The sequence below is a fragment of the Tardiphaga sp. GW821-FHT12E02 genome (genome assembly GCF_058807155.1).
The window spans coordinates 415,657-435,725 of sequence record NZ_JBXAQK010000002.1 but is presented as its reverse complement, the minus strand read 5'-3'; the positions used below and the strand labels follow the sequence as shown (position 1 = coordinate 435,725).

Annotated in this window: 19 protein-coding genes; 17 read left to right on the top strand and 2 right to left on the bottom strand. The window is 64.5% G+C overall.

Annotated elements, in window-relative coordinates; genetic code table 11:
- Positions 1-37: 37 nt before the first annotated feature.
- The 17 genes from AC1RQ5_RS29605 (at position 38) to AC1RQ5_RS29525 (ending at position 18,273) form a co-directional block, all read left to right on the top strand.
- A complete protein-coding gene (locus AC1RQ5_RS29605) occupies positions 38-2,419 on the top strand; it encodes a xanthine dehydrogenase family protein molybdopterin-binding subunit (RefSeq protein WP_493204329.1) in 2,382 nt (793 codons plus the stop codon).
- A complete protein-coding gene (locus tag AC1RQ5_RS29600; RefSeq protein ID WP_493204327.1) occupies positions 2,416-3,249 on the top strand; it encodes an FAD binding domain-containing protein in 834 nt (277 codons plus the stop codon). Before AC1RQ5_RS29605 ends, AC1RQ5_RS29600 begins: the two co-directional genes overlap by 4 nt.
- Positions 3,246-4,445: a xanthine dehydrogenase family Fe-S subunit gene (locus AC1RQ5_RS29595; protein WP_493204325.1), complete on the top strand. Its 1,200-nt coding sequence runs from the start codon at positions 3,246-3,248 to the stop codon at positions 4,443-4,445. The genes AC1RQ5_RS29600 and AC1RQ5_RS29595 overlap by 4 nt, the downstream gene beginning before the upstream one ends.
- A gap of 79 nt (positions 4,446-4,524) precedes the next feature.
- A complete protein-coding gene (locus tag AC1RQ5_RS29590) occupies positions 4,525-5,679 on the top strand; it encodes an ABC transporter substrate-binding protein (protein ID WP_493204324.1) in 1,155 nt (384 codons plus the stop codon).
- Positions 5,680-5,841: 162 nt separating this feature from the next.
- On the top strand, positions 5,842-6,714 hold the full coding sequence (locus AC1RQ5_RS29585; protein WP_493204323.1) for a branched-chain amino acid ABC transporter permease: 873 nt from the start codon (positions 5,842-5,844) through the stop codon (positions 6,712-6,714).
- Complete coding sequence (locus AC1RQ5_RS29580; RefSeq protein WP_493204321.1) at positions 6,711-7,754, top strand: branched-chain amino acid ABC transporter permease; 1,044 nt, start codon at positions 6,711-6,713, stop codon at positions 7,752-7,754. Before AC1RQ5_RS29585 ends, AC1RQ5_RS29580 begins: the two co-directional genes overlap by 4 nt.
- On the top strand, positions 7,754-8,554 hold the full coding sequence (locus AC1RQ5_RS29575; RefSeq protein ID WP_493204319.1) for an ABC transporter ATP-binding protein: 801 nt from the start codon (positions 7,754-7,756) through the stop codon (positions 8,552-8,554). The genes AC1RQ5_RS29580 and AC1RQ5_RS29575 overlap by 1 nt, the downstream gene beginning before the upstream one ends.
- A complete protein-coding gene (locus AC1RQ5_RS29570; RefSeq protein WP_493204318.1) occupies positions 8,547-9,251 on the top strand; it encodes an ABC transporter ATP-binding protein in 705 nt (234 codons plus the stop codon). Before AC1RQ5_RS29575 ends, AC1RQ5_RS29570 begins: the two co-directional genes overlap by 8 nt.
- Positions 9,223-9,582 (top strand): Rieske (2Fe-2S) protein, encoded by a 360-nt coding sequence (locus AC1RQ5_RS29565; protein ID WP_493204316.1) that lies wholly within the window; start codon positions 9,223-9,225, stop codon positions 9,580-9,582. The genes AC1RQ5_RS29570 and AC1RQ5_RS29565 overlap by 29 nt, the downstream gene beginning before the upstream one ends.
- A gap of 49 nt (positions 9,583-9,631) precedes the next feature.
- Entirely contained in the window at positions 9,632-10,570 is a 939-nt protein-coding gene (locus AC1RQ5_RS29560) for a LysR family transcriptional regulator (protein WP_493204314.1), read from the top strand.
- A 105-nt stretch (positions 10,571-10,675) separates the two neighbouring features.
- Positions 10,676-11,560, top strand: a complete 885-nt coding sequence (locus AC1RQ5_RS29555; RefSeq protein WP_493204313.1) for a shikimate dehydrogenase — start codon at positions 10,676-10,678, stop codon at positions 11,558-11,560.
- Between the two features lie 63 nt (positions 11,561-11,623).
- Positions 11,624-12,757, top strand: coding sequence for an ABC transporter substrate-binding protein (locus AC1RQ5_RS29550; RefSeq protein ID WP_493204311.1), 1,134 nt, complete (start codon positions 11,624-11,626; stop codon positions 12,755-12,757).
- 217 nt (positions 12,758-12,974) lie between these two features.
- The gene (locus AC1RQ5_RS29545; protein WP_493204310.1) at positions 12,975-13,850 is read left to right on the top strand and encodes a branched-chain amino acid ABC transporter permease; all 876 of its coding nucleotides are present in this window, start codon (positions 12,975-12,977) and stop codon (positions 13,848-13,850) included.
- Positions 13,847-14,839: a branched-chain amino acid ABC transporter permease gene (locus AC1RQ5_RS29540; protein WP_493204308.1), complete on the top strand. Its 993-nt coding sequence runs from the start codon at positions 13,847-13,849 to the stop codon at positions 14,837-14,839. Before AC1RQ5_RS29545 ends, AC1RQ5_RS29540 begins: the two co-directional genes overlap by 4 nt.
- Entirely contained in the window at positions 14,836-15,579 is a 744-nt protein-coding gene (locus tag AC1RQ5_RS29535; RefSeq protein ID WP_493204306.1) for an ABC transporter ATP-binding protein, read from the top strand. Before AC1RQ5_RS29540 ends, AC1RQ5_RS29535 begins: the two co-directional genes overlap by 4 nt.
- Positions 15,580-15,679: 100 nt before the next feature.
- Complete coding sequence (locus AC1RQ5_RS29530; RefSeq protein ID WP_493204304.1) at positions 15,680-16,420, top strand: ABC transporter ATP-binding protein; 741 nt, start codon at positions 15,680-15,682, stop codon at positions 16,418-16,420.
- On the top strand, positions 16,417-18,273 hold the full coding sequence (locus AC1RQ5_RS29525) for a bifunctional sugar phosphate isomerase/epimerase/4-hydroxyphenylpyruvate dioxygenase family protein (RefSeq protein ID WP_493204302.1): 1,857 nt from the start codon (positions 16,417-16,419) through the stop codon (positions 18,271-18,273). The genes AC1RQ5_RS29530 and AC1RQ5_RS29525 overlap by 4 nt, the downstream gene beginning before the upstream one ends.
- Before the next feature lie 15 nt (positions 18,274-18,288).
- Here the strand turns inward: AC1RQ5_RS29525 and truA are convergent, their stop codons facing one another.
- Together truA and fmt are read right to left on the bottom strand one after the other, a co-directional pair.
- Positions 18,289-19,029, bottom strand: a complete 741-nt coding sequence (truA, locus tag AC1RQ5_RS29520; RefSeq protein ID WP_493204300.1) for a tRNA pseudouridine(38-40) synthase TruA — start codon at positions 19,027-19,029, stop codon at positions 18,289-18,291.
- Positions 19,029-19,961 carry a methionyl-tRNA formyltransferase gene (gene fmt / locus AC1RQ5_RS29515; RefSeq protein WP_493204298.1) on the bottom strand — a complete coding sequence of 311 codons (933 nt, stop codon included), beginning with the start codon at positions 19,959-19,961 and terminating at the stop codon, positions 19,029-19,031. The genes truA and fmt overlap by 1 nt, the downstream gene beginning before the upstream one ends.
- Between the last annotated feature and the right edge of the window lie 108 nt (positions 19,962-20,069).

The following is a 20,069-nucleotide window of genomic DNA, read 5'->3' as shown; positions in this document are numbered from 1 at the left end:
CTTGCAAGTCTCATCTGAAGACGTCGGGAGTTCATCGATGCGTAACGAGCGAGACATCGCGCCAGCCAGCCCTGCCTCACGGCAGGGCGTCGGTGCGCGCGTGCCGCGCAAGGAGGACGATCGCCTGATGCGCGGCCGCGGCCAGTTCGTCGGCGATATCCGGCTAGCCGGCCTGCAGGACGTCGCCTTCGTGCGCAGCCCGCTGGCGCACGCGCGCATCAGGGGCATCCATGTTCCCGAACGCTATCGCGATGTCGTCTTCACTGCCGAGGATCTCGTCGGCATCAAGCCGATCCGTGCGGTGACCTCGCTTGTCGGCTTCAAGGTGTCCGACCAGCCGATCCTCGCCACCGGCAAAGTGCGCCAGGTCGGCGAACTCATCGCCATGTGCGTGGCGCCAACGCGTGCTGAGGCGGAGGACATTGCGGCCGCCGTCACGCTCGATCTCGAAGAGCTGCCCGCCGTCTATGACATGCGCAAGGCGCTGGAGCCTGGTGCGCCGCTCGTCCATGAACACTGGGGCGACAATGTCTTTCTCGAAAGCTTCTTCGAGACCAATATCGATGCCGCGCTCGATGCGCCGATCAAAGTGACACGCGAAATCTCGACCGCGCGGCAATGCATGTCGCCGCTGGAAGGTCGGGGTGTCGTCGCCAGTTACGATCATCGTCTTGATCAGCTCACGCTTTATTCGGGCAGCCAGATGCCGCACATCGTGCGCAATGGTTTGTCCGACTGCCTTGAGATGGATCAAGGACAGATCCGGATTGTCTCGCCCGATGTCGGCGGCGGCTTCGGCCACAAGGGCATCCTGCTGCCGGAAGAAGTCTGCCTGTCCTGGCTGACCATGAAGCGCGGATTTCCGGTGCGCTGGATCGAGGATCGCCGCGAGCACCTGACCGCTGCCGCAAACTGCCGCGAACATTTTTACAAGATCACCGTCTATGCCGATCGCGACGGCACGCTGCGCGGCATCGATTGCGAAGCGCTGGTCGATTCCGGCGCCTACTCGTCCTATCCGTTCTCGGCCTGCCTCGAAGCTGCGCAAGTCGTCAGCATCCTGCCCGGCCCCTACAAGATGCCGGCCTATCGCTGCCGCACCTTTTCGGTGGCGACGAACAAATGCCCGATCCTGCCCTATCGCGGCGTCGCCCGCACCGGTGTCTGCTTTGCGCTTGAACTGATGCTCGATCTCGTCGCTGTGGAAGCCGGCCTCGAACCCGGCGACGTCCGCCTACGCAACCTGCCCGGCCCGGAGCAGATGCCGTTCGACAACATCACCAAAAAGCACTTCGACAGCGGCGACTATCCCGAAGCGATGCGCCGCGCGCTGAAGCAGATCGATATCGACAGCATCCGCGCCCGCCAGCGCAAGGGCGAGGACGATGGCCGCCTGATCGGCGTCGGCCTGTCCATCTATTGCGAGCAGGCCGCGCATGGCACCTCGGTCTACTCCGGCTGGGGCATTCCCATGGTGCCCGGCCACGAACAGGCCACCGCGCGCATGACGCCCGATGGCGGTCTTGAACTCCGCGTCGGCGTGCATTCGCATGGCCAGGGCATGGAAACCACCATGGCCCAGGTCGCGAACGAATTGCTCGGCATCGACGTCAGCAAGATCCGCCTCATTCACGGCGATACCGCGATGACGCCCTACTCCACCGGCACCTGGGGTTCGCGCTCCATGGTGATGGCTGGCGGCGCTGTGGCGACCGCCTGCCACGAGCTCGCCGAACGCGCCAAGAAGATCGGCGCCAAGCTGCTGCAGGTGGACGAGGCCAGCGTCGTGCTGGTGGATGGCGAGATCCGTGGACCGAATGGCAGCGTCACGCTGAAGGAAATTGCCCACACCTGGTATCGTCGCCCGCAGGATCTGCCCGGCGATGTCGATCCTGCCGGACTGGAAGCGACATCCGGCTACAAGCCGAAACGCGACACCGGCACATTCAGCTATGCCGCCCACGCGGTGACCGTCGCCATCGATCCCGATCTCGGCGATGTGGAAATCCTCGACTACGTCATCGTCGAGGACGGCGGCGTGCTGGTCAACCCGATGATCGTCGACGGCCAGATCTATGGCGGCCTCGCGCAGGGCATCGGCACAGCACTGTATGAGGAGATGCCGTTCGACCGCGCCGGCCAGCCGCTCAACACAACGCTTGCGGACTATCTCCTGCCCGGCCCCACCGAAGTGCCCGAGCCCTGGCTCGACCATATGGAAACGCCGTCGCCCTATACCAAGTTCGGCGTCAAGGGAATTGGCGAAGGCGGTGCCATCGCGCCGCCGGCCGCTATCGGCAATGCCGTCAATGATGCGCTGCGCGGCCTCGGCGCCGAGATGCTGCATTCGCCGATTACCCCGAAGCGGATCGTCGAAGCCCTGCTTGCCGCGCGCGAAGCGGAAAGGCCGGCGGCATGAAACCGGCACCTTTCAGCTATGAACGCCCGCGCGACATCGCCTCGGCCTTGTCCGTCATGACGGGCGCGGATGGCATGGTGAAGATCATCGCCGGGGGCCAGTCGCTCGGCCCAATGCTCAATCTGCGTCTTGTTGCACCCGACACGATCCTCGATATTACCGCCATCCCCGACCTCAAGCGCGCGGATGTCAGCGGCAGCGAACTCACGCTTGGCGCCTGCGTCACCCATGCGGATATCGAGGATGGTCGCGTGCCGGATGTCACCCGCGGCGTCATGCAGCGCGTGGCGGCGAACATCGCCTATCGCGCCGTCCGCAATCGCGGCACCATCGGCGGCTCGCTCAGCCATGCCGATCCCTCGGCCGACTGGGTGTCGTCGCTCACCGCGCTCGGCGCATCGCTGTCGCTGCGCAGCGTCACCGGCACACGTCGCGTGGCCATGAAGGATTTCATCCTCGGCGCGCTCGAAAGCGTGATTGCATCCGGCGAGATGCTGGAAGCCGTGCATGTGCCAGTCATGTCGGGGACCGCGCGCTGGGGCTATGTCAAGAGCTGCCGCAAAACCGGCGAATTCGCCCACGCGATCGGCGCAGTGCTGATCGATCCGGATGCCGGCAAGGCACGCGTCGTCATCGGTGCCGTGGAAGCGGCCCCCATTGTCGTGGACGACGCCAGCGAATTGTTCGGCGGCACAATCGATTCCTCATTCGCATCGCGCTTCGATGCGCGCGTTGCCGACCGGCTGCTCGCCGATGCCGGCATGGCCGACGCCGCCGACCGGCACATCCATGTCGCCGTGCTCCGCAAAGCCGTCGCGGAGGCCGCATGAACACCATCGAACTCACCGTCAACAAGCGCAGCGTGCAGCGCGCCATCGAGCCGCGCACCAGCCTCGCCGACATGATGCGCGACACGCTGGATCTCACCGGCACGCATCTCGGCTGCGAGCACGGCGTCTGTGGCGCCTGCACCATCTTGGTCGATGGCGTGCCGACCCGGTCCTGCATCACTTTCGCAACCGCCTGCGACGGCGCCGCCGTCACCACCATCGAAGGCCTCGACGACGACGAGATCGCCACCGAGCTGCGCGCCGCCTTCACCCGCGAACACGCCCTGCAATGCGGCTACTGTACGCCGGGCATGCTGGTCTCTGCCCGCGATCTTGTGCTGCGCCTGCCCGACGCGGACGACAAAGCCATCCGCATCGGTATGAGCGGCAATCTGTGCCGCTGCACCGGCTATGTGGGCATCGTGCGCGCGGTGAAGGCGGTGATCGAGGCGCGCCGTGCGCGCGATATCGTATCGGAGCCAAATGCCGGGCGGACCGCGCTTGGCCCGGCGGGATCCGGCCACAGCGCCTGCACCGTGTCGCAGAAGCTCGCCCCGGCGGCCGCGATCGTAACCGATACTGTCGCCATTGCGCCGCTCGCCATTCCTGACTTCACGCCATCCACCGTGATGGACCAGAATTTCACCGTCGCGCATCCGCCCGCAAAGGTGTTCGCCCTGTTCGACGATATCGCGGCCGTCGCCTCTTGCCTGCCCGGCGCAGCGCTCACCGGCACGCCGCGCCCGGAACGCGTCGAAGGCGCGATCAGGGTGAAGATCGGCCCGATCTCGGCAAACTTCAACGGCGCCGCGCGCGTCGAGCGCGACGAAGCCAATCGCAGCGGCCGCATTATCGGTATCGGCAACGACCAGCGCAGCCGCTCCATGACACAAGGTGAAATTCGCTATCGGCTTGTGCCCGAGAACAACGGCACGGCCACACGCGTCGAACTCGCCATCGGCTACAGCCTCACCGGCATGCTGGCGCAGGTCGGACGCAGCGGCCTCGTGCGAGACCTGGCCGCACGGCTGGTGGCCGAGTTCGCCGGCAATCTCGACCGGCGCCTGTCCGGCGATACGACATCCGCACCGTCTCCGGCGGCGGACCTGAACGGAATCTCGCTTCTCCTCGGCCTTCTGCGCGCGCGTGCGGCACGATTGCTGCGCCGGCTCAGCGGACGCGGAGACGCGACATGAGGGATCGGCGCTCACGCATCATGCGCGGCGACGAGGTTTGGACGGCGCAAGTTTCATCAGCGTTTCACTGGAGGACCACATGATACGGACATTCAAGGCAGCCACCGCGACCGCCTTCGCGCTCGCCATGCTCGGCAGCGCGTCTTTCGCGCAGACCATCAAGATCGGCGTCAATGAACCCCTGACCGGCGCGTTCGCCGCGTCGGGCACCTATGTCGTCAACGGCGCCAAGATCGCCGCCGACGAGATCAATGCCAAGGGCGGCGTGCTCGGCAAGAAGATCGAGCTCATCATCGAGGACAACAAGAGCAACCCGACGGAAGCGGCAGCCGTTGCCGAGAAACTGATCACCCGCGACAAGACGCCGGTGTTGCTCGGCGCCTGGGGATCGAGCCTCACCCTCGCCGTGATGCCGAAGCTCGTCGAATACGAAACAGCGATGGTGGTGGAGACCTCGTCGGCCTCGAAGATCACCACCTCAGGCAATCCCTACGTGTTCCGCATCTCGCCGCCGTCCTTCGTTGAAGCCGCGGCTTTCAAGGGCATCGTCGACAAGCTGGCACTGAAGAAGGTGGATTTCCTCGTCATCAACAATGACTGGGGCCGCGGCACCGCCGAGGACTTCAGCAAGATGATGAAGGAAAAGGGCATCACCATCGGCCTCACCGAGACCATGGACCAGTCGGCGCAGGACATGAGCGCCCAGCTTGCCAAGATCAAGGCCACGGATTCCGAGACGGTGATCATCACCGCCGCCGTCGATCAGCTGACGCTGATCTTCAAGCAGGCCGCAGCCCTCGGTCTGAAGAAGCGCATCATCACCACCGGCGGCTCGCAGAATCCGGACCAGATCATCGCCCAGGCCGGCGCTGCCGCGAACAACACGATGCATCTGACCACCTTCCTGCCCTGGATGCCGGAAAAGACGCCCAATCCGGAAGCCACGACCTATTTCATCAGCGAGTGGAAAAAGCGCGGCTTCGACTTCGCCGGCTGCACCGAGAGCTTCCGCGGCTATGACGGCATCCGCACCATCGCGGCTGCGATCGAGAAGGCCGGCAAGGCCGAGCCGGCCGCAATCAAGGACGCGCTCTGGAAGATCGACGTCAAGGGCCTGAACGGCGACATCGTGTTCAAGAAGTCCGGCCCCGCCGGTTCGGAAAGCGGCCAGAGCTTCCCGAACGTCTACCTGGTCGAGATCGCCGACGGCAAAATCCACATGAAGGATCTGTGAGCGTCGCCCTCTCCCCGTTCTTACGGGGAGAGGGTCGGGGTGAGGGGACTCACCGCACGCTCGGAGCGCGTGGATAGCCCCCTCACCCGGATTGCTCCGCAATCCGACCTCTCCCCGCAAGCGGGGAGAGGTTAGCAACCCAACTGAAATCGGAAAGAACCCGTGGACCAGCTCCTCCAACACCTCGTCAACATGCTCGTGCTCGGCGGCACCTATGCGCTGCTCGGCATCGGGCTGACGCTGATCTTCGGCATCATGAATGTGGTGAACTTCACCCACGGCATTCTCTACACATTCGGCGCCTATATGATGTTCATCGTCGTGCATCAGCTCGGCGTGAATTTCTTTCTCGCGCTGCCCATTGCCATTCTCGCCGGCTGGCTGCTTGGCGCCGCTATCGAGATCACGCTGCTGCGCCCGTTGCGGGGCGCCGATATCGACACCACCATGCTGGTGATGATCGGCGCCTGGATCGCCATGCAGTCCGGAGCGCTGTGGATCTGGGGGGGCGTCGCCAAATCCATCGACAATCCCTTCCCCGACGCGCCGCTGGTGATCGGTCCCGTCTCGGTGTCCTGGCTGCGCCTGTTCGTGCTGTGCGCCGCGGCCCTTTTGATCGTGATCGCGTATTCGCTGATCAACCTCACCAAGCTCGGCAAGGCGATGCGCGCGACCTTTCAGGATCACGACACTGCGGCCCTGATGGGCGTCAATGTCGGCTGGATCTACACGTCGACCTTCGCCATCGGCTCAAGCCTCGCAGCCGCAGCCGGCGCGCTGCTCGGCCCGGTCTATGTGGTCTTCCCGCAGATGGGCGATCTCGCCGCGGTGAAAGCCTTCGCGATCGTCATTCTCGGTGGCCTCGGCAATATCACCGGCGCCGTCATCGGCGGCTTCATCCTGGCGCTCGCTGAAGAGCTCGGCGCCGGCTACGTGTCGTCGGGCTACCGCGACGCCATGGGCTTCCTCATCATCATCGCCGTGCTGGTGTTCAAACCCACCGGCCTGTTTGCTCGTGCGGAGCGCGTCGGATGACCCGGGTGTTTTCTCTCATCACGCTGGCCTTCTTCATCTCCGTTCCGCTGTGGCTGAAGGATCCGTATCTGCTCAATGCGCTGATCACGACCGGCATCTTCATCATCGGCGCCATGAGCATGAACCTGCTGCTCGGCTTCACCGGGCAGCTCAGCCTCGGCCATATCGCCTTCTTCGGCATCGGCGCCTATGTCAGCGCGCTGACATCGCTCGGCTATGACGTTCCGATCATCGGCGATTTTCACATTGTCCACACGCCATGGCCGCCGATCGCGGGTTTTGCGCTCGCTGTCGTGATCTCCGGTTTCTGCGGCTATCTTGTCGGCAAACTGTCGTTCCGCGTGCGCGGCGCCTATTTCGTGATCGTCACGATCTCTTTCGCGGAAGTCGTGCGCCTTGTGGCGCTGAACTGGGTCGAACTGACCCAGGGCCCGCTGGCGCTCACCAACATTCCCTCGATCACCATCGGCCTGCCCTATCTCGGCTATCTCACCCTCAAGACCAAACTGCAGAATTACTATCTGGTGCTGACGGTGGCGGCGATCTCCTATTTCCTGATCTCGCGCCTCGTCCATTCGCATTACGGACGTGCGATGCGCGGATTGATGGAGAACGAGACGCTCGCGGTCTCCGTTGGCATCGACGTCACCAAGGCACTCACCCTCACCGCCGTGATCTCCGCCGCCATCGCAGGTGCCGCCGGCAGCCTCTATGCGCATTACATCCGCATCATCGATCCCGAAGTGTTTGCCTTCATCTCCACGGTCACGATGGTGATCATGGTCGTCTCGGGCGGCAAGGGCTCGCTGGCCGGCCCGGTGGTCGGCGGCGTCATCTTCGGCCTGCTGCCGGTGCTGCTGCGCCCGGTCATGGCGCCAGAGGCGCAGTGGATCACCTACGGCCTGGTGCTGATCGCCATCCTGTTCGTGCTGCCGCGCGGCATCGTGCCGGCGCTGGCGCCAAAGCTCGGCTTCGGGAGGCCCCCCGCCAAGCCCAAGCCGGTCGTGCTCACCGAACGTACCGCCGAGGAGCATGCGTGATGACCGAGACCGTTCTCAGCATCGAACATGTCGGCGTCCAGTTCGGCGGCCTTGTCGCGATCTCCGACATGAATTTCCATGTCGGCCAGGGCGAGATCGTCAGCCTGATCGGCCCCAACGGCGCCGGCAAGACCACCGCCTTCAACGTCATGACCGGCTTCCTCACGCCGACCAAGGGTGCCGTGAAATATTGCGGCCAGGATCTGCGCGGCTTGAAGCCCCACGAGATCGCCGATCTCGGCCTGATCCGCACCTTCCAGCGCACCAGCGTGTTTCCCAACGACACCGTGTTCGACAATGTGCTGATCGGCCTGCACCGCCAGGGCAAGCTCGGCCTCGTCGAAGCCATTCTCCGCCTGCCCCGCGCCCGCGCATCGGAGCAGGCCATGCGCGAGCGCGCGGGCGAACTGGTGCGCCTGGTCGGGCTGGAGGCTCGCGCCAATGAAATGGCGGGCTCGCTGTCCTACGGTGAGCAGCGCCTGGTCGGCGTGGCCCTTGCCCTCGCCGCACAGCCAAAAATGCTGCTGATGGACGAGCCCGTGTCCGGCATGAATGCTTCGGAGACGCACACCTTCGTGCAACTCATCCGCCGCATCCGCGACAGCGGCATCACCATCCTCCTCGTCGAGCACGACATGCCGATGGTGATGAGCGTCTCCGATCGCATCGTCGTGTTGAATTACGGCCGCATCATCGCCGAAGGCCCGCCCGACGAGATCCGCAAGAATCCGGCTGTCATCGAGGCCTATCTCGGCCAGAGCGCCAAGGACGTCGTCAAGGAAGTCGCAGCCCATGCTTGAGATCCGCGACATGGTCTGCGCCTATGGGCAGGTCACCGCCCTCAAGGGCATCTCGCTCTCGGTCAAGGCCGGGCAGCTCGTGGCGCTGATCGGCGCCAATGGCGCCGGCAAGAGCACCACGCTGCGCGCCATTTCCGGCCTGGTCCCGGCGCGCTCCGGACAGATGATGTTCGACGGCGAGGACATCACCGGCATCGGCACCCAGCGCGTGCTCACCAAGGGCATCGCCCATTGTCCTGAAGGCCGCCGCGTCTTCCCGCATATGACGGTGGCGGAAAATCTCGACATGGGCGCCTATCTGCGCAAGGACACCAGCGAGGTCGCGGTCGACCGCGAGCGCATCTACACCGAATTCCCGCGCCTCGCCGAACGCCGCAAGCAGACGGCGGGCACCCTCTCCGGCGGTGAACAGCAGATGCTGGCCATCGGCCGCGCGCTGATGTCGCGCCCGCGCCTTGTGATGTTCGACGAACCCTCCCTCGGCCTCGCGCCAAACATCGTCGAGCGGACCTTTGCGATCATCCGGGCCATCCGCGACTCCGGCACCACGGTGCTGCTCGTCGAGCAGAATGCCTTCGCCGCATTGGAGATGTGCGACCATGCCTATCTGCTGGAATCCGGTCGCGTGGTGTTGTCCGGCGGCGGTGCCGAGCTGATTGCCAATGAACATGTGCGACGCGCCTATCTCGGCGGATAGCGGCGACCGCTGGATCGCCGTCTGCCCGCGCGCCCGGCTGGCGGAGCAAGCGATCGTCTGTGCCAAGGTCGCCGGCATCGGCATCCTCATCATCCAAGACGGCGACGGGATCATCGCCTGCGAGCGCGCCTGCCCGCATGAGCAGGCGGATCTCTCCCGCGGCCATGTCGCCGGAGGCCGGCTGCATTGCCCGCATCACCGCGCCTCGTTCAGTCTCACGACCGGCGACATCTCGCCGGGCTGGCCGAGCCGCCCGCTGCGCCGGTTCCGCCTGCGTATCGACGACACCCATGTCTGGATCGACCGCGACAGCCTCGCGGAGTTGCGCTGAGCGAAGATGTTCCGGCATAAGGGATGCCTCGCGCCGGGGCCCGATCATCATGATGACGCTGCGACAGGTTGAAGTCATTCGCGCCGTGATGGTGACAGGCACCATCGGCGGCGCAGCGAAATTGCTCAACGTTTCCGCGCCGGGCATCAGCCGTCTGGTGAAATATACCGAAAAATCCCTCGGCATCCGCTTCTTCCAGCGCCAGAACGGGCGCTACTTTCCGACGCCGGAAGCGCAGAACATCTTTGAGCAGATCAACGGCGTCTACAAGAAGGTCGACGATCTCAGCGAGACCATCTCCAATATCGGGCGCGGCGCATTGTCGGAGCTACGCATCGGCTCGGTGCCATCGATCTCGCAGATCATGGTGCCCCGCGCCATCGAACAGGTACGGCGGCGCTATCCCAAGCTGCGCATCGACATCAACATCCTCAAGCTCGAGGAAGCCATCGACTATCTGCTGCTCGATCGCGGCGAATGCGTCGCCATGAGCTACCGCCTCGAACATCCCGGCCTCGATTTCCTGCCGCTGGCCTCGGGCGAACTGTTCTGCATCGTGCCCGAGGGCCATGAACTCGCCGGCCGCAAGCAGGTCTCGGCGAAGGAGATCATCAACTATCCGCTGATCGGCATCGATCCCAACGATCCCTATGGCCGCATCATGGCGGAGATCTTTGCACGCAACAAACTCACCTACGACATCACCATCCGCGCGCGTTTCGGCACCACGGTCTGCGCGCTGGTGAAGGCCGGACTCGGCATCGCCGTGATCGACCAGTTCACCGTCGCCCATGGCGGCTATCCCGGCGTCGCGATCATCAGGATCGTCGAGCCCACCAAGTTCGATACCTATGTCGCGGTCAAGCGCGGCGCGCCGCTGTCGCTGCATGTGGATCATTTCATCGCCTGCCTGCGTGCCGAGATGCAGGGGATCAATCCGGCCCGCAATGCGGGCGCCAGGCCCTCAGGGCGCGCCCGCAAGACGTAACATCATGTTATGTTTGTGGCATAAAGTGGTAATTGTGTTAGATCGCTGCCGCGCTATCCTCAGGCCGGTTGATTGATCAACCAGCCCTCATTCAAGACGTCTCGCATGACCGCCATCCTGACGCCCACCCCCATCGCCGGCCGTTTTCTCACCGGCCTGCTTGGCGCCCCCATCGCCCACTCGGCATCGCCTGCGATGCACGAGCGCGCGGCCGATGCGCTGGGCGTGCGCTGCCACTATCACCTGATCGAAGTGGCCGGCGCCGGGCACGACCAGCTCCACGCCATCCTCGACGGCATCCGCCGGCTCGGCTTTGCCGGCATCAATGTCACCTTCCCCTACAAGGAAGCCGTGGTCGCACTGCTCGACGATCTGTCCCCCGGCGCCCGCGCCATCGGCGCGGTCAACACCGTGGTCGCGCGCAATGGCAAGCTCACCGGCCACAACACCGACACGTCCGGCTTCGCCCGCGCTGCGAAAGAATTCGTCTCCCGCTCGGACCGCGGCCCCGTGGCCGTGATCGGCACCGGCGGCGTCGGCAAGGCGATCGCTTTTGCGCTGGCCGATCTCGGTGTCTCCGACATCCGTCTTGTCGATACCGATATCGCCAAGGCGGACCAGCTCGTCGCGCAACTGCAGCATCGCCAGTCCATCCGCCGCGCCGACAGCGTCGAGGACGCGCTCACCGGCGCCTCCGGCCTCGTCAATGGCACCCCCATCGGCATGCTGCCCGATCGCGGCACGCCGGTGCCGGATGTTTTACTCCATGCCGGTCTGTGGGTCGCCGACGCCGTCTATTCGCCGCTGTGGACTCCGCTGCTCAATGCCGCCAAGGCCAGGGGCGCACAGGTGATGACCGGGCGCGATCTCGCGATCTATCAGGCGGCGGACGCCTTCGAGCTGTTCACCGGCATGGCGCCGTCCGCCACCGAAATGGGAATTGCTTTCGACGACGTCATGAGGAAAAGGTATCCGCCCAACGCTGCCTGATCAATAACAAGCGGTCATTCATAAGACCGCACCAGCAACGAACAAAACACACAGGAGGAAATCATGAAGCCAGTATTTTTGGCGAGCGTCATGCTCGCCACCGTTTTCGCCATCCCAGCATCCGCGCAAAGCATCAAGCTCGCCAATGTCGCCGAACTCTCCGGCGGCGGCGCCACCGTCGGCAACAACTGGAAGAACGGCATCGACCTCGCCATCGAGGAGATCAACGGCAAGGGCGGCGTGCTCGGCCGCAAGCTGGAAGTGACCCATGCGGATTCGCAGTCCAATCCCGGCGTCGCCCGCGCCCAGGTGCAGAAGGCGCTCGACGCCGAGCCCTATGTCCTGCTCGGGCCCGGCTATTCCGGCTCGGTGAAGGTGACGGCGCCGCTCGCAGCGGAAGCCGGTATCGCGCAGATCATGGGCGGCGAAGCGGCCGAACTCACCCAGGCCGGCAACAAGTTTCTGTTTCGCACCTCGTTCGGCCAGCAGTCGTCGATGCCGAAGGTCGCCAAGTATATCAACGATGAACTGAAGGCGAAGTCGGTCGCCATCGTCTGGGTCAATAACGACTTCGGTAAGGGCGGCCGCGATTCCATCAGCAAGGAATTCGCCAAGTACAATATCAAGGTCGCGGCCGATCTCTCGACGGAAGCGGGCCAGGCCGACTTTGCTGCCGACGTCACCAAGATCAAGGCGGCGGCGCCCGATGCGGTCTTCGTCTATGTCAACGAGGAAGAGAGCGCGCGTATCCTGAAAGAGCTGAAGCGCCAGGGCATCACCGTGCCGCTGGTCGGCGAGACCACGCTGGTCGGCCAGAAGGTGGTCGAGCTCGCCGGCGATGCGGCCAACGGCGCCCGCGGCCATGTCGGCCTCACCACTGATGCCCCGGTGGATCTCATCAAGGCCTTCCGGGAAAAGTTCGTGAAAAAGTACAACTACGTCCCCGACCATAATGGCCTCAAGGGCTGGCTCGCGATCTACATGATCAAGGCCACCACCGAGAAGATGGGCAAGGTGGACTCGAAGGGCTTTGCCGATGCGCTGCACGGCTTCACCATCACCGCGGCCAAGGAGCCGGGCATCCTGATGGACGCCACGTTCGACGCCAATGGCGACATCGACCGTCAGGGTTTCCTGGTCGAGATCGTCGAAGGCAAGCAGGTGGTGAAACAGGTGCTGCCAAAGCTGAATAATTAGAACGCAATTTCTAACCTCTCCCCGCTTGCGGGGAGAGGTCGACTGTAACGCGCGCAGCGCGTGGAAGTCGGGTGAGGGGGCTCTCCACACGCTCGGAGCCTGCGGAGGCTCCCCTCACCCCGCCCTCTCCCCGCAAGCGGGGCGAGGGAGCGCACGGTCGGAGCGTCGCGACTACCAGCCTTTAACTGCGCATGCGCGCAGTACCGAGAGAACCACCATGTCCAATCTTCTCGACCTCCTGATCGCAGGTCTCGCTACCGGCGCCATTTACGCCATCGTCGCGGTCGGCTTCACGCTCTTGTGGCAGACCTCACAGACCATCAATTTCGCGCAGGGCGAATTCGTCATGCTGCCGGCCTTTTTGATGCTCGGCGTGCTGCATACCGGCGCGCCGTTCTGGGTCGCCATCCTGGTCGGCATCGCGCTGTCGATGCTGCTGCTCGGCCTCGGCTTCAAGATGCTGCTGGTTGATCCGATGCTGCGCCATGGCGTGCTGCCGCTGGCGATCGCCACCATGGCGCTGGCCATTGGCATCAAGGAATCCGCCAAACAGTTCTGGAGCGCGGAAGCCTCGCCCTTCCCCTCCATCGTTCCCGCTGGTGATATCTTCATTCTCGGCCGCGCCGTCGCCTTGCAGAGCATCGGCGTGCTCGCTGTCGCCGTCATCGCGGTTGTCGCGCTCACCGCGCTCCTGAACCGCACCTCCATCGGCCACCAGATGCAGGCCGCAGCTCAGAACCCGACGGTCGCCCGCATCGTCGGCGTCCCCGTCGAACGCATGATCCTGCTGACCTTCCTGATCAACGCCTTTCTCGTGGCGCTGGCCTCGCTGCTGGTCACGCCCATCTATCTCGCCAAATTCTCCAACGGCGAAGTGCTCGGCCAGGCCGCTTTCATCGCGGCCATCGTCGGCGGCTTCAACCAGATCCGCGGCGCCATCGCCGGCGGCCTCCTGATCGGCGTCGTTGATAATCTCGCCGCCGCCTACGTCTCCACGCAATATCGCGCCGCCGTGCCGCTGGTGCTGCTGATCGCGATCATCCTGTTCCGTCCGCAGGGCCTGCTCGGCCGTCCCGAGGAGCGCACCGTATGAACACGAAACTCCTCAAGCTCGGCTTCGGCGTCGTCGCCATTGCGGCGCTCATCATCGTGCCGATGAATTTCAACCGCTACGGCCTGTTCATTCTCAGCCAGTGGGCGGTCATGACCATCGCCGCCATGGGCCTCAACCTCACCCTCGGCTATGCCGGCCAGGTCTCGCTGGCGCAGGGCGCCTTTGTCGGCATTGGCGCCTATACAGCGGCGATCATGACCTCGAACGGCATGCCGCTGATCGCAGCCCTCGGCATCGCCATCGTGCTGTGCTTCGCGGTCGGCTGGATCCTCGGTTATCCCGCGCTGCGCGTGCAGCATCACTATCTCGCTTTCGTCACCCTCGCCTTCTCGACGCTGGCCTTCCTCGTCTTCCGCAACGAGGAATGGCTGACCAAGGGCATCTACGGCATCAGCAACATCCCGCGCCCGGAAATCTTCGGCTATCCCACAAGGCGGCCGCTGCCGTTCTATTACTTCTGCCTGGGCTCGCTCGGCCTCGTCTCGCTCGCCGTCTGGTGGCTGATCCGCTCGCCCTGGGGCCGCGCCTTCGTGGCGCTGCGCGAAAACCCGATCCGCGCGCTGTCGCTCGGCATCGACACCCGCCATTACACCCTGATGGCCTTCGCGATCGGTTCGGCGCTCGGCGGCGTCGCCGGCGTGCTCTATGCGCCGCTCACGCAATATGTCGATCCCGTGCCGTTTCACCTGTCGCTGTCGCTCGATCTCCTGATGATGGTGATCGTCGGCGGCTCCGGCTTCTTCTTCGGCCCGTTCCTCGGCGCCATGATCGCCGTGCTCTTGCCGGAGTGGCTGCGCTTCACGCAGGGCTATTACCTGATGATCTATGCCGTCGCCGTCATCGGCCTCCTCATCTATTCGCCGTCGGGCATCCTCGGCATCCTCGATCGCTTCATTGCCGAGCGCCGCACCAAGGCTGCGTCCGCCAAACGTGCGACCGCGACAGCCAAGCTGGAGGTGACGCCGTGAGCGCCGTCCTCGAAGTCTCCAATATCAGCAAGCGCTTCGGCGGCATCACAGCCGTCAATGGCGTGTCCTTCGATGTACAGGAAGGCGAGATCCTCGGCCTGATCGGTCCGAACGGCTGCGGCAAGTCGACACTGTTCAACTGCATCCTCGGCCAGCTCACCCCATCCGATGGCGAGGTCAAGCTCGACGGCCGCACGGTCACCGGCCTGCGCCCGTCAGAACTCAACAAGCTCGGCGTTAGCCGCACCTTCCAGCTGCTGCAGGTGTTTCCAAAACTCTCGGTGCGCGAGAACCTGATCCTCGCTGGCCAGGAGCATCAGGGCAACATGCTGACGCGCCTCGCCGGCCCCTCCGATGCCGGCCTTACCGAGGCCGCCAACCAGATGATCGGCTTCTTCAAGCTCGATCATCTCGCCGATGAGCCCGCCGGCGGCCTCTCCTACGGCCAGCAGAAACTGCTCGACGCCGCCATGGCCTTCATGGGCGGGCCGCGCCTGGTGCTGCTCGATGAACCTGCCGGTGGCGTCAATCTCACGATGCTCGCCGATCTCAAGGACCGGCTGCGCGCCATCAATCAGGAGAAGCGCGCCACCTTCGTGGTCATCGAGCACAATATGGAATTCGTGATGTCGCTGTGTACGCGCGTGATGGTGATGGCAGAGGGCAAGGTGCTGGCCATGGGCAGGCCCGACGAAGTCCGCGCCAATCCCGCCGTGATCGAAGCGTATCTGGGGCATTGAGGATGCGCGCTCCAGACGAAATACCATCCATGAGGCGCGGACACCTCTCCCCACCGGGGAGAGGTGAAAGCGCGCCCAGCAAAACGTTTCGGAGATCTCCATGAGCGACGACATCCTCCACGTCCAGAACCTCGTCGGCGGCTACGGCAAGATGACGATCCTCAACGGCACGACATTTTCCGTGCCGGCGGGATCGATCACCACCGTGATCGGGCCGAACGGTGCCGGCAAGAGCACCGTGTTCAAGGCGATCTTCGGCCTGCTGAAGCTCCGCGACGGCAGGATCACCTTCAAGGGCCGTGACGTCACCGGCCTCAGCCAGCGCGCGCTGCTGTCGGCCGGCATCTGCTATGTGCCGCAGGGCCGCAACATCTTTCCGGAACTGTCGGTGCGCCATAATATCGAGCTCGGCGCCGTCGCCGCCGGCCGTGACATCACCGACCTGCCAGCACGCATCGAGTCGGCGCTCGACAAATTCCCGGTGCTGCGCACCAAGGCAAGGCAGCAGGCATCGACGCTGTCCGGCGGCGAGCAGAAGCAGCTAGAGATCGCCCGCGGCCTGCTACTCAATCCGCAACTGGTGCTGATCGACGAGCCCTCCATCGGCCTGTCGCCGCTAATGGTGCAGCAGACCTTCAACATCCTGAAGGAGCTCCGCGACCGAGGTGTTTCGATCCTGATGATCGAACAGAACGCGCGCTCGGCGCTGGAGATTTCCGATTTCGGCATCGTGCTCGAACTCGGCCAGACCCGTTTGATGGACAAGGCCGACAAGGTGCTGAACGATCCGCGCATCGGCCAGTTATTCCTCGGTGGCGCCATGACGGAGACGGCTGCATGAACACCCGCTCGATCGCCACGGTTTCGCTCTCCGGCACGCTGGACGAAAAGCTTCGCGCCATCGCCGCCGCGGGCTTCGAGGAGGTCGAGATCTTCGAGGCGGATCTCCTCTCCTTCAACGGCTCGCCGCGCGATGTCAGCGATCTCTGCGGCGAGTTGAATCTCGGGATCTGCGCCTTCCAGCCGTTCCGCGATTTCGAAGGCATGCCCGAACCGCAGCGCAGCCGCAACTTTGCGCGCGCCGAGCGCAAATTCGCGTTGATGCACGAGCTGCGCACCGACCTGATGCTGATCTGCAGCAACATCTCGCCGGCCTCGCAGGGCGGCATCGACCGCGCCGCCGCCGATTTCCGCGACCTCGGCGACCTCGCCGCCAAGCACAATATCAAGGTCGGCTTCGAGGCCCTCGCCTGGGGCGCGCATGTCAACGACTATCGCGACGCCTGGGAGATCGTGCGCCGCGCCGATCACAAAAATATCGGCGTCATCCTCGACAGCTTTCACGCACTGGCGCCGGGCTTCCCGACGGGCCCGATCGCCTCGATCCCGGCCGACAAGATCTTCCTCGTGCAGCTCGCCGATGCGCCACAACTCGGCCTCGACGTGCTGTCCTGGAGCCGGCATTTCCGCTGCTTCCCCGGCCAGGGCGATCTGCCCGTGGTCAAGTTCATGGAGGCCGTGCAGGCCGCCGGCTATCGCGGCCCATGGTCGCTGGAAATCTTCAACGACCAGTTCCGCGCCGGCTCCGCCGTGCGCACCGCCACCGACGGATTGCGTTCGCTGATCCTGCTGCAGGACCAGCTGGCCAAGCCCGCGGAGGTGCTGGCGCCGAAGTCGCCGACGCTCGGCACCGGCTTTCTCGAATTCGCCGTCAACGAGACCAAGGCCGCCGAACTCTCCACATGGCTGGGGCAACTCGGTTTCCGCAAGACCGGCGCGCATCGCAGCAAGGATGTCGCGCGCTGGTCGCAGGGATCGATCGATCTCGTGGTCAACAGCGAGCCCGACGGTTTTGCGCATTCGCACTACGTCACGCATGGTGCCGGCGTCTGCGCCATCGCGCTCGATGTCGGCAATGCCAGGCAGGTCATGGAGCGCGCAGAAGCGATGCAGGCGCGCACCTTCTATCAGTCGGTCGGCCCCGGCGAATTGGAAATCCCCGCCATCCACGGTGTCGGCGGCAGCCTGCTCTATTTCCTCGATGAAGCCGGCAACAACTGGGACACCGATTTTGCGCCGGTCGCCAGCGATGCGAGCGCGGATCATCTGATCTCAGTCGATCACATCTCGCAATCGATGCCCTATGACGAGATGCTGTCCTGGCTCTTGTTCTACACCGGCATCCTCGATCTGCAGCGCCTGCCCGGCATGGAGGTGCCCGATCCCGTCGGCCTCGTGCAGAGCCAGGCGCTGATCTCGCCCAACGCGGCGCTGCGCATGGTGCTGAACGGCTCCTCAGCCACGCGCACGTTGTCGAACCGCTTCATCTCGGCATTCTTCGGCTCCGGCGTGCAGCACATCGCCTTCCTGTGCGACGACATCTTCAAGACCGTCGCCGGCATGCGCGCGCGTGGCGCAAAATTCCTGCGCATCCCCGACAATTACTATGACGATGTGGACGCCAAATACGGCCTCGATGCCGGGTTGATGGCGGCGCTGCGCGACAACCAGATCCTCTACGACCGCGAAGGCGACGGCGAGTTCTTCCAGATCTACACCAACGTGTTCGACGAACGCTTCTTCTTCGAGATCGTGGAGCGGCGAAACTATCAGGGTTTCGGCGCGCCTAATGCCGGCATCCGGCTGGCCGCACAGGCCCGCGAGGCGCGGCCCATCACCGTGCCGCGCAGCTGAGCGGCATCGGCGACGTCAGTAATCCACTTTCGCGAGATACAGCCCGTCCGGCGGCGCGACGATGCCGCAGGCGGCGCGGTTCTTGGCTTCGAGTGCGGCGCTCATATCGTCCGGTGTCCAGCGGCCATGGCCGACCCAGACCAGCGAGCCCACCATCGAACGCACCTGGCTGTGCAGGAACGACCGCGCCGAGGTGCGGATCGTCACCGCCTCGCCGTCCTGATCCACATCAAGCTGATCCAGCGTACGGATCGGCGATTTCGCCTGGCATTCGGTATCGCGAAACGTCGTAAAGTCATGCCGGCCGAGCAGCCGCTGGGCGCCTTCGCGCATCAGCGCGACATCGAGCGGTTTCGGCACGCGCCACACATGCCCCATATCGACCGCGAGATTCGCGCGGCGGTTGGTGATGCGATAAATGTAGTGCCGCTTGATCGCCGAGAACCGCGCCTCGAAATCATCCGGCACCACATCGGCTGACAGCACCGCCACCGGATGCGGCCGCAGATGCGCATTCATGCCATCACGAAAACGTCCGGGCACCAGGATTTTCGGCACGTCGCAATGCGCCACCTGCCCCAGTGCATGGACACCAGCATCGGTGCGGCCGGCGCCATGGACGCGGATCGGCTCGCCGCAGATCGCCTCGGCCGCGCGTTCCAGCGCCCCCTGCACGGTCAGCGTGGCATCGGTCTGCACCTGCCAGCCCGAGAACGGCATGCCGTCATATTCGATGAGCATCTTGTAGCGCGGCATCAGCTTACCCGCATGGGCGGTTTCAACGCGGTGCCGCGCAAAAATTCGTCGGGCTTCATCGCCTGCTTGCCGGCGCGCTGCAGTTCGAGGATGCGGATGGCGCCATCGCCGCAGGCGATGGTCAGGCGATCGTCGAGCAACGCGCCCGGCGCCCCCGCCCCCTTCGCCAACTCACAGCGCAGGATCTTGAGCCGCACCGTCTCGCCGTCCACATCCACCTCACACCATGCGCCGGGAAACGGCGACAGGCCGTGAATGTGGCGCAGTACCGCACGTGCCGGTCTGGTCCAATCGATCTTGGCCTCGGCCTTGTCGATCTTGGCGGCGTATTCGACGCCCTGCTCGCTCTGCTTGACGAGTTGCAGCCCGCCGCGATCGAGCGCCCCCATGGCCCGCACCATCAGGTCGGCGCCGAGCGGCGCCAGCGCGTCATGCAGGTCCATCGCCGTCATACTGTCGGTGATCGGCAGGCGCTCGGCCATGGCGACATCGCCGGTATCGAGGCCGACATCCATCTTCATCACCATGACGCCGCTCTCGGCATCATCGGCCATGATGGCGCGCTGCAGCGGCGCCGCGCCGCGCCAGCGCGGCAGCAGCGAGCCATGCAGGTTGAAGCAGCCGAGCGGCACCGCATCGAGAATGTTCTGCGGCAGGATCATGCCATAGGCGACGACCACGGCGGCATCGGCATCGAAGACGCGAAACTGCGCCTCGGCTTCCTCGGTGCGCAGCGTCTTCGGAGTCAGCACGGGAATGCCGAGCCGCTCCGCCTCGCGCGCCACCGGCGTCGGCTGCAATTTCATGCCACGCCCGGCCGGCTTCGCCTCGCGCGTATAGACGGCGACGACCTCATGGCCGTGGGCCACAAGTTCGAGCAGCGTCGGCACGGCGAAATCCGGCGTGCCCATGAAAATCAGACGCAGCGACATGTGGTGGCTTCCTCGGTCATCATGGCAGGTCTATCGCATAAGAACCGTGAGAAGCATCCCGCGGCCATCCTTCGAGACGCGCCAAGCGGCCGCTCCTCAGGATGAGGG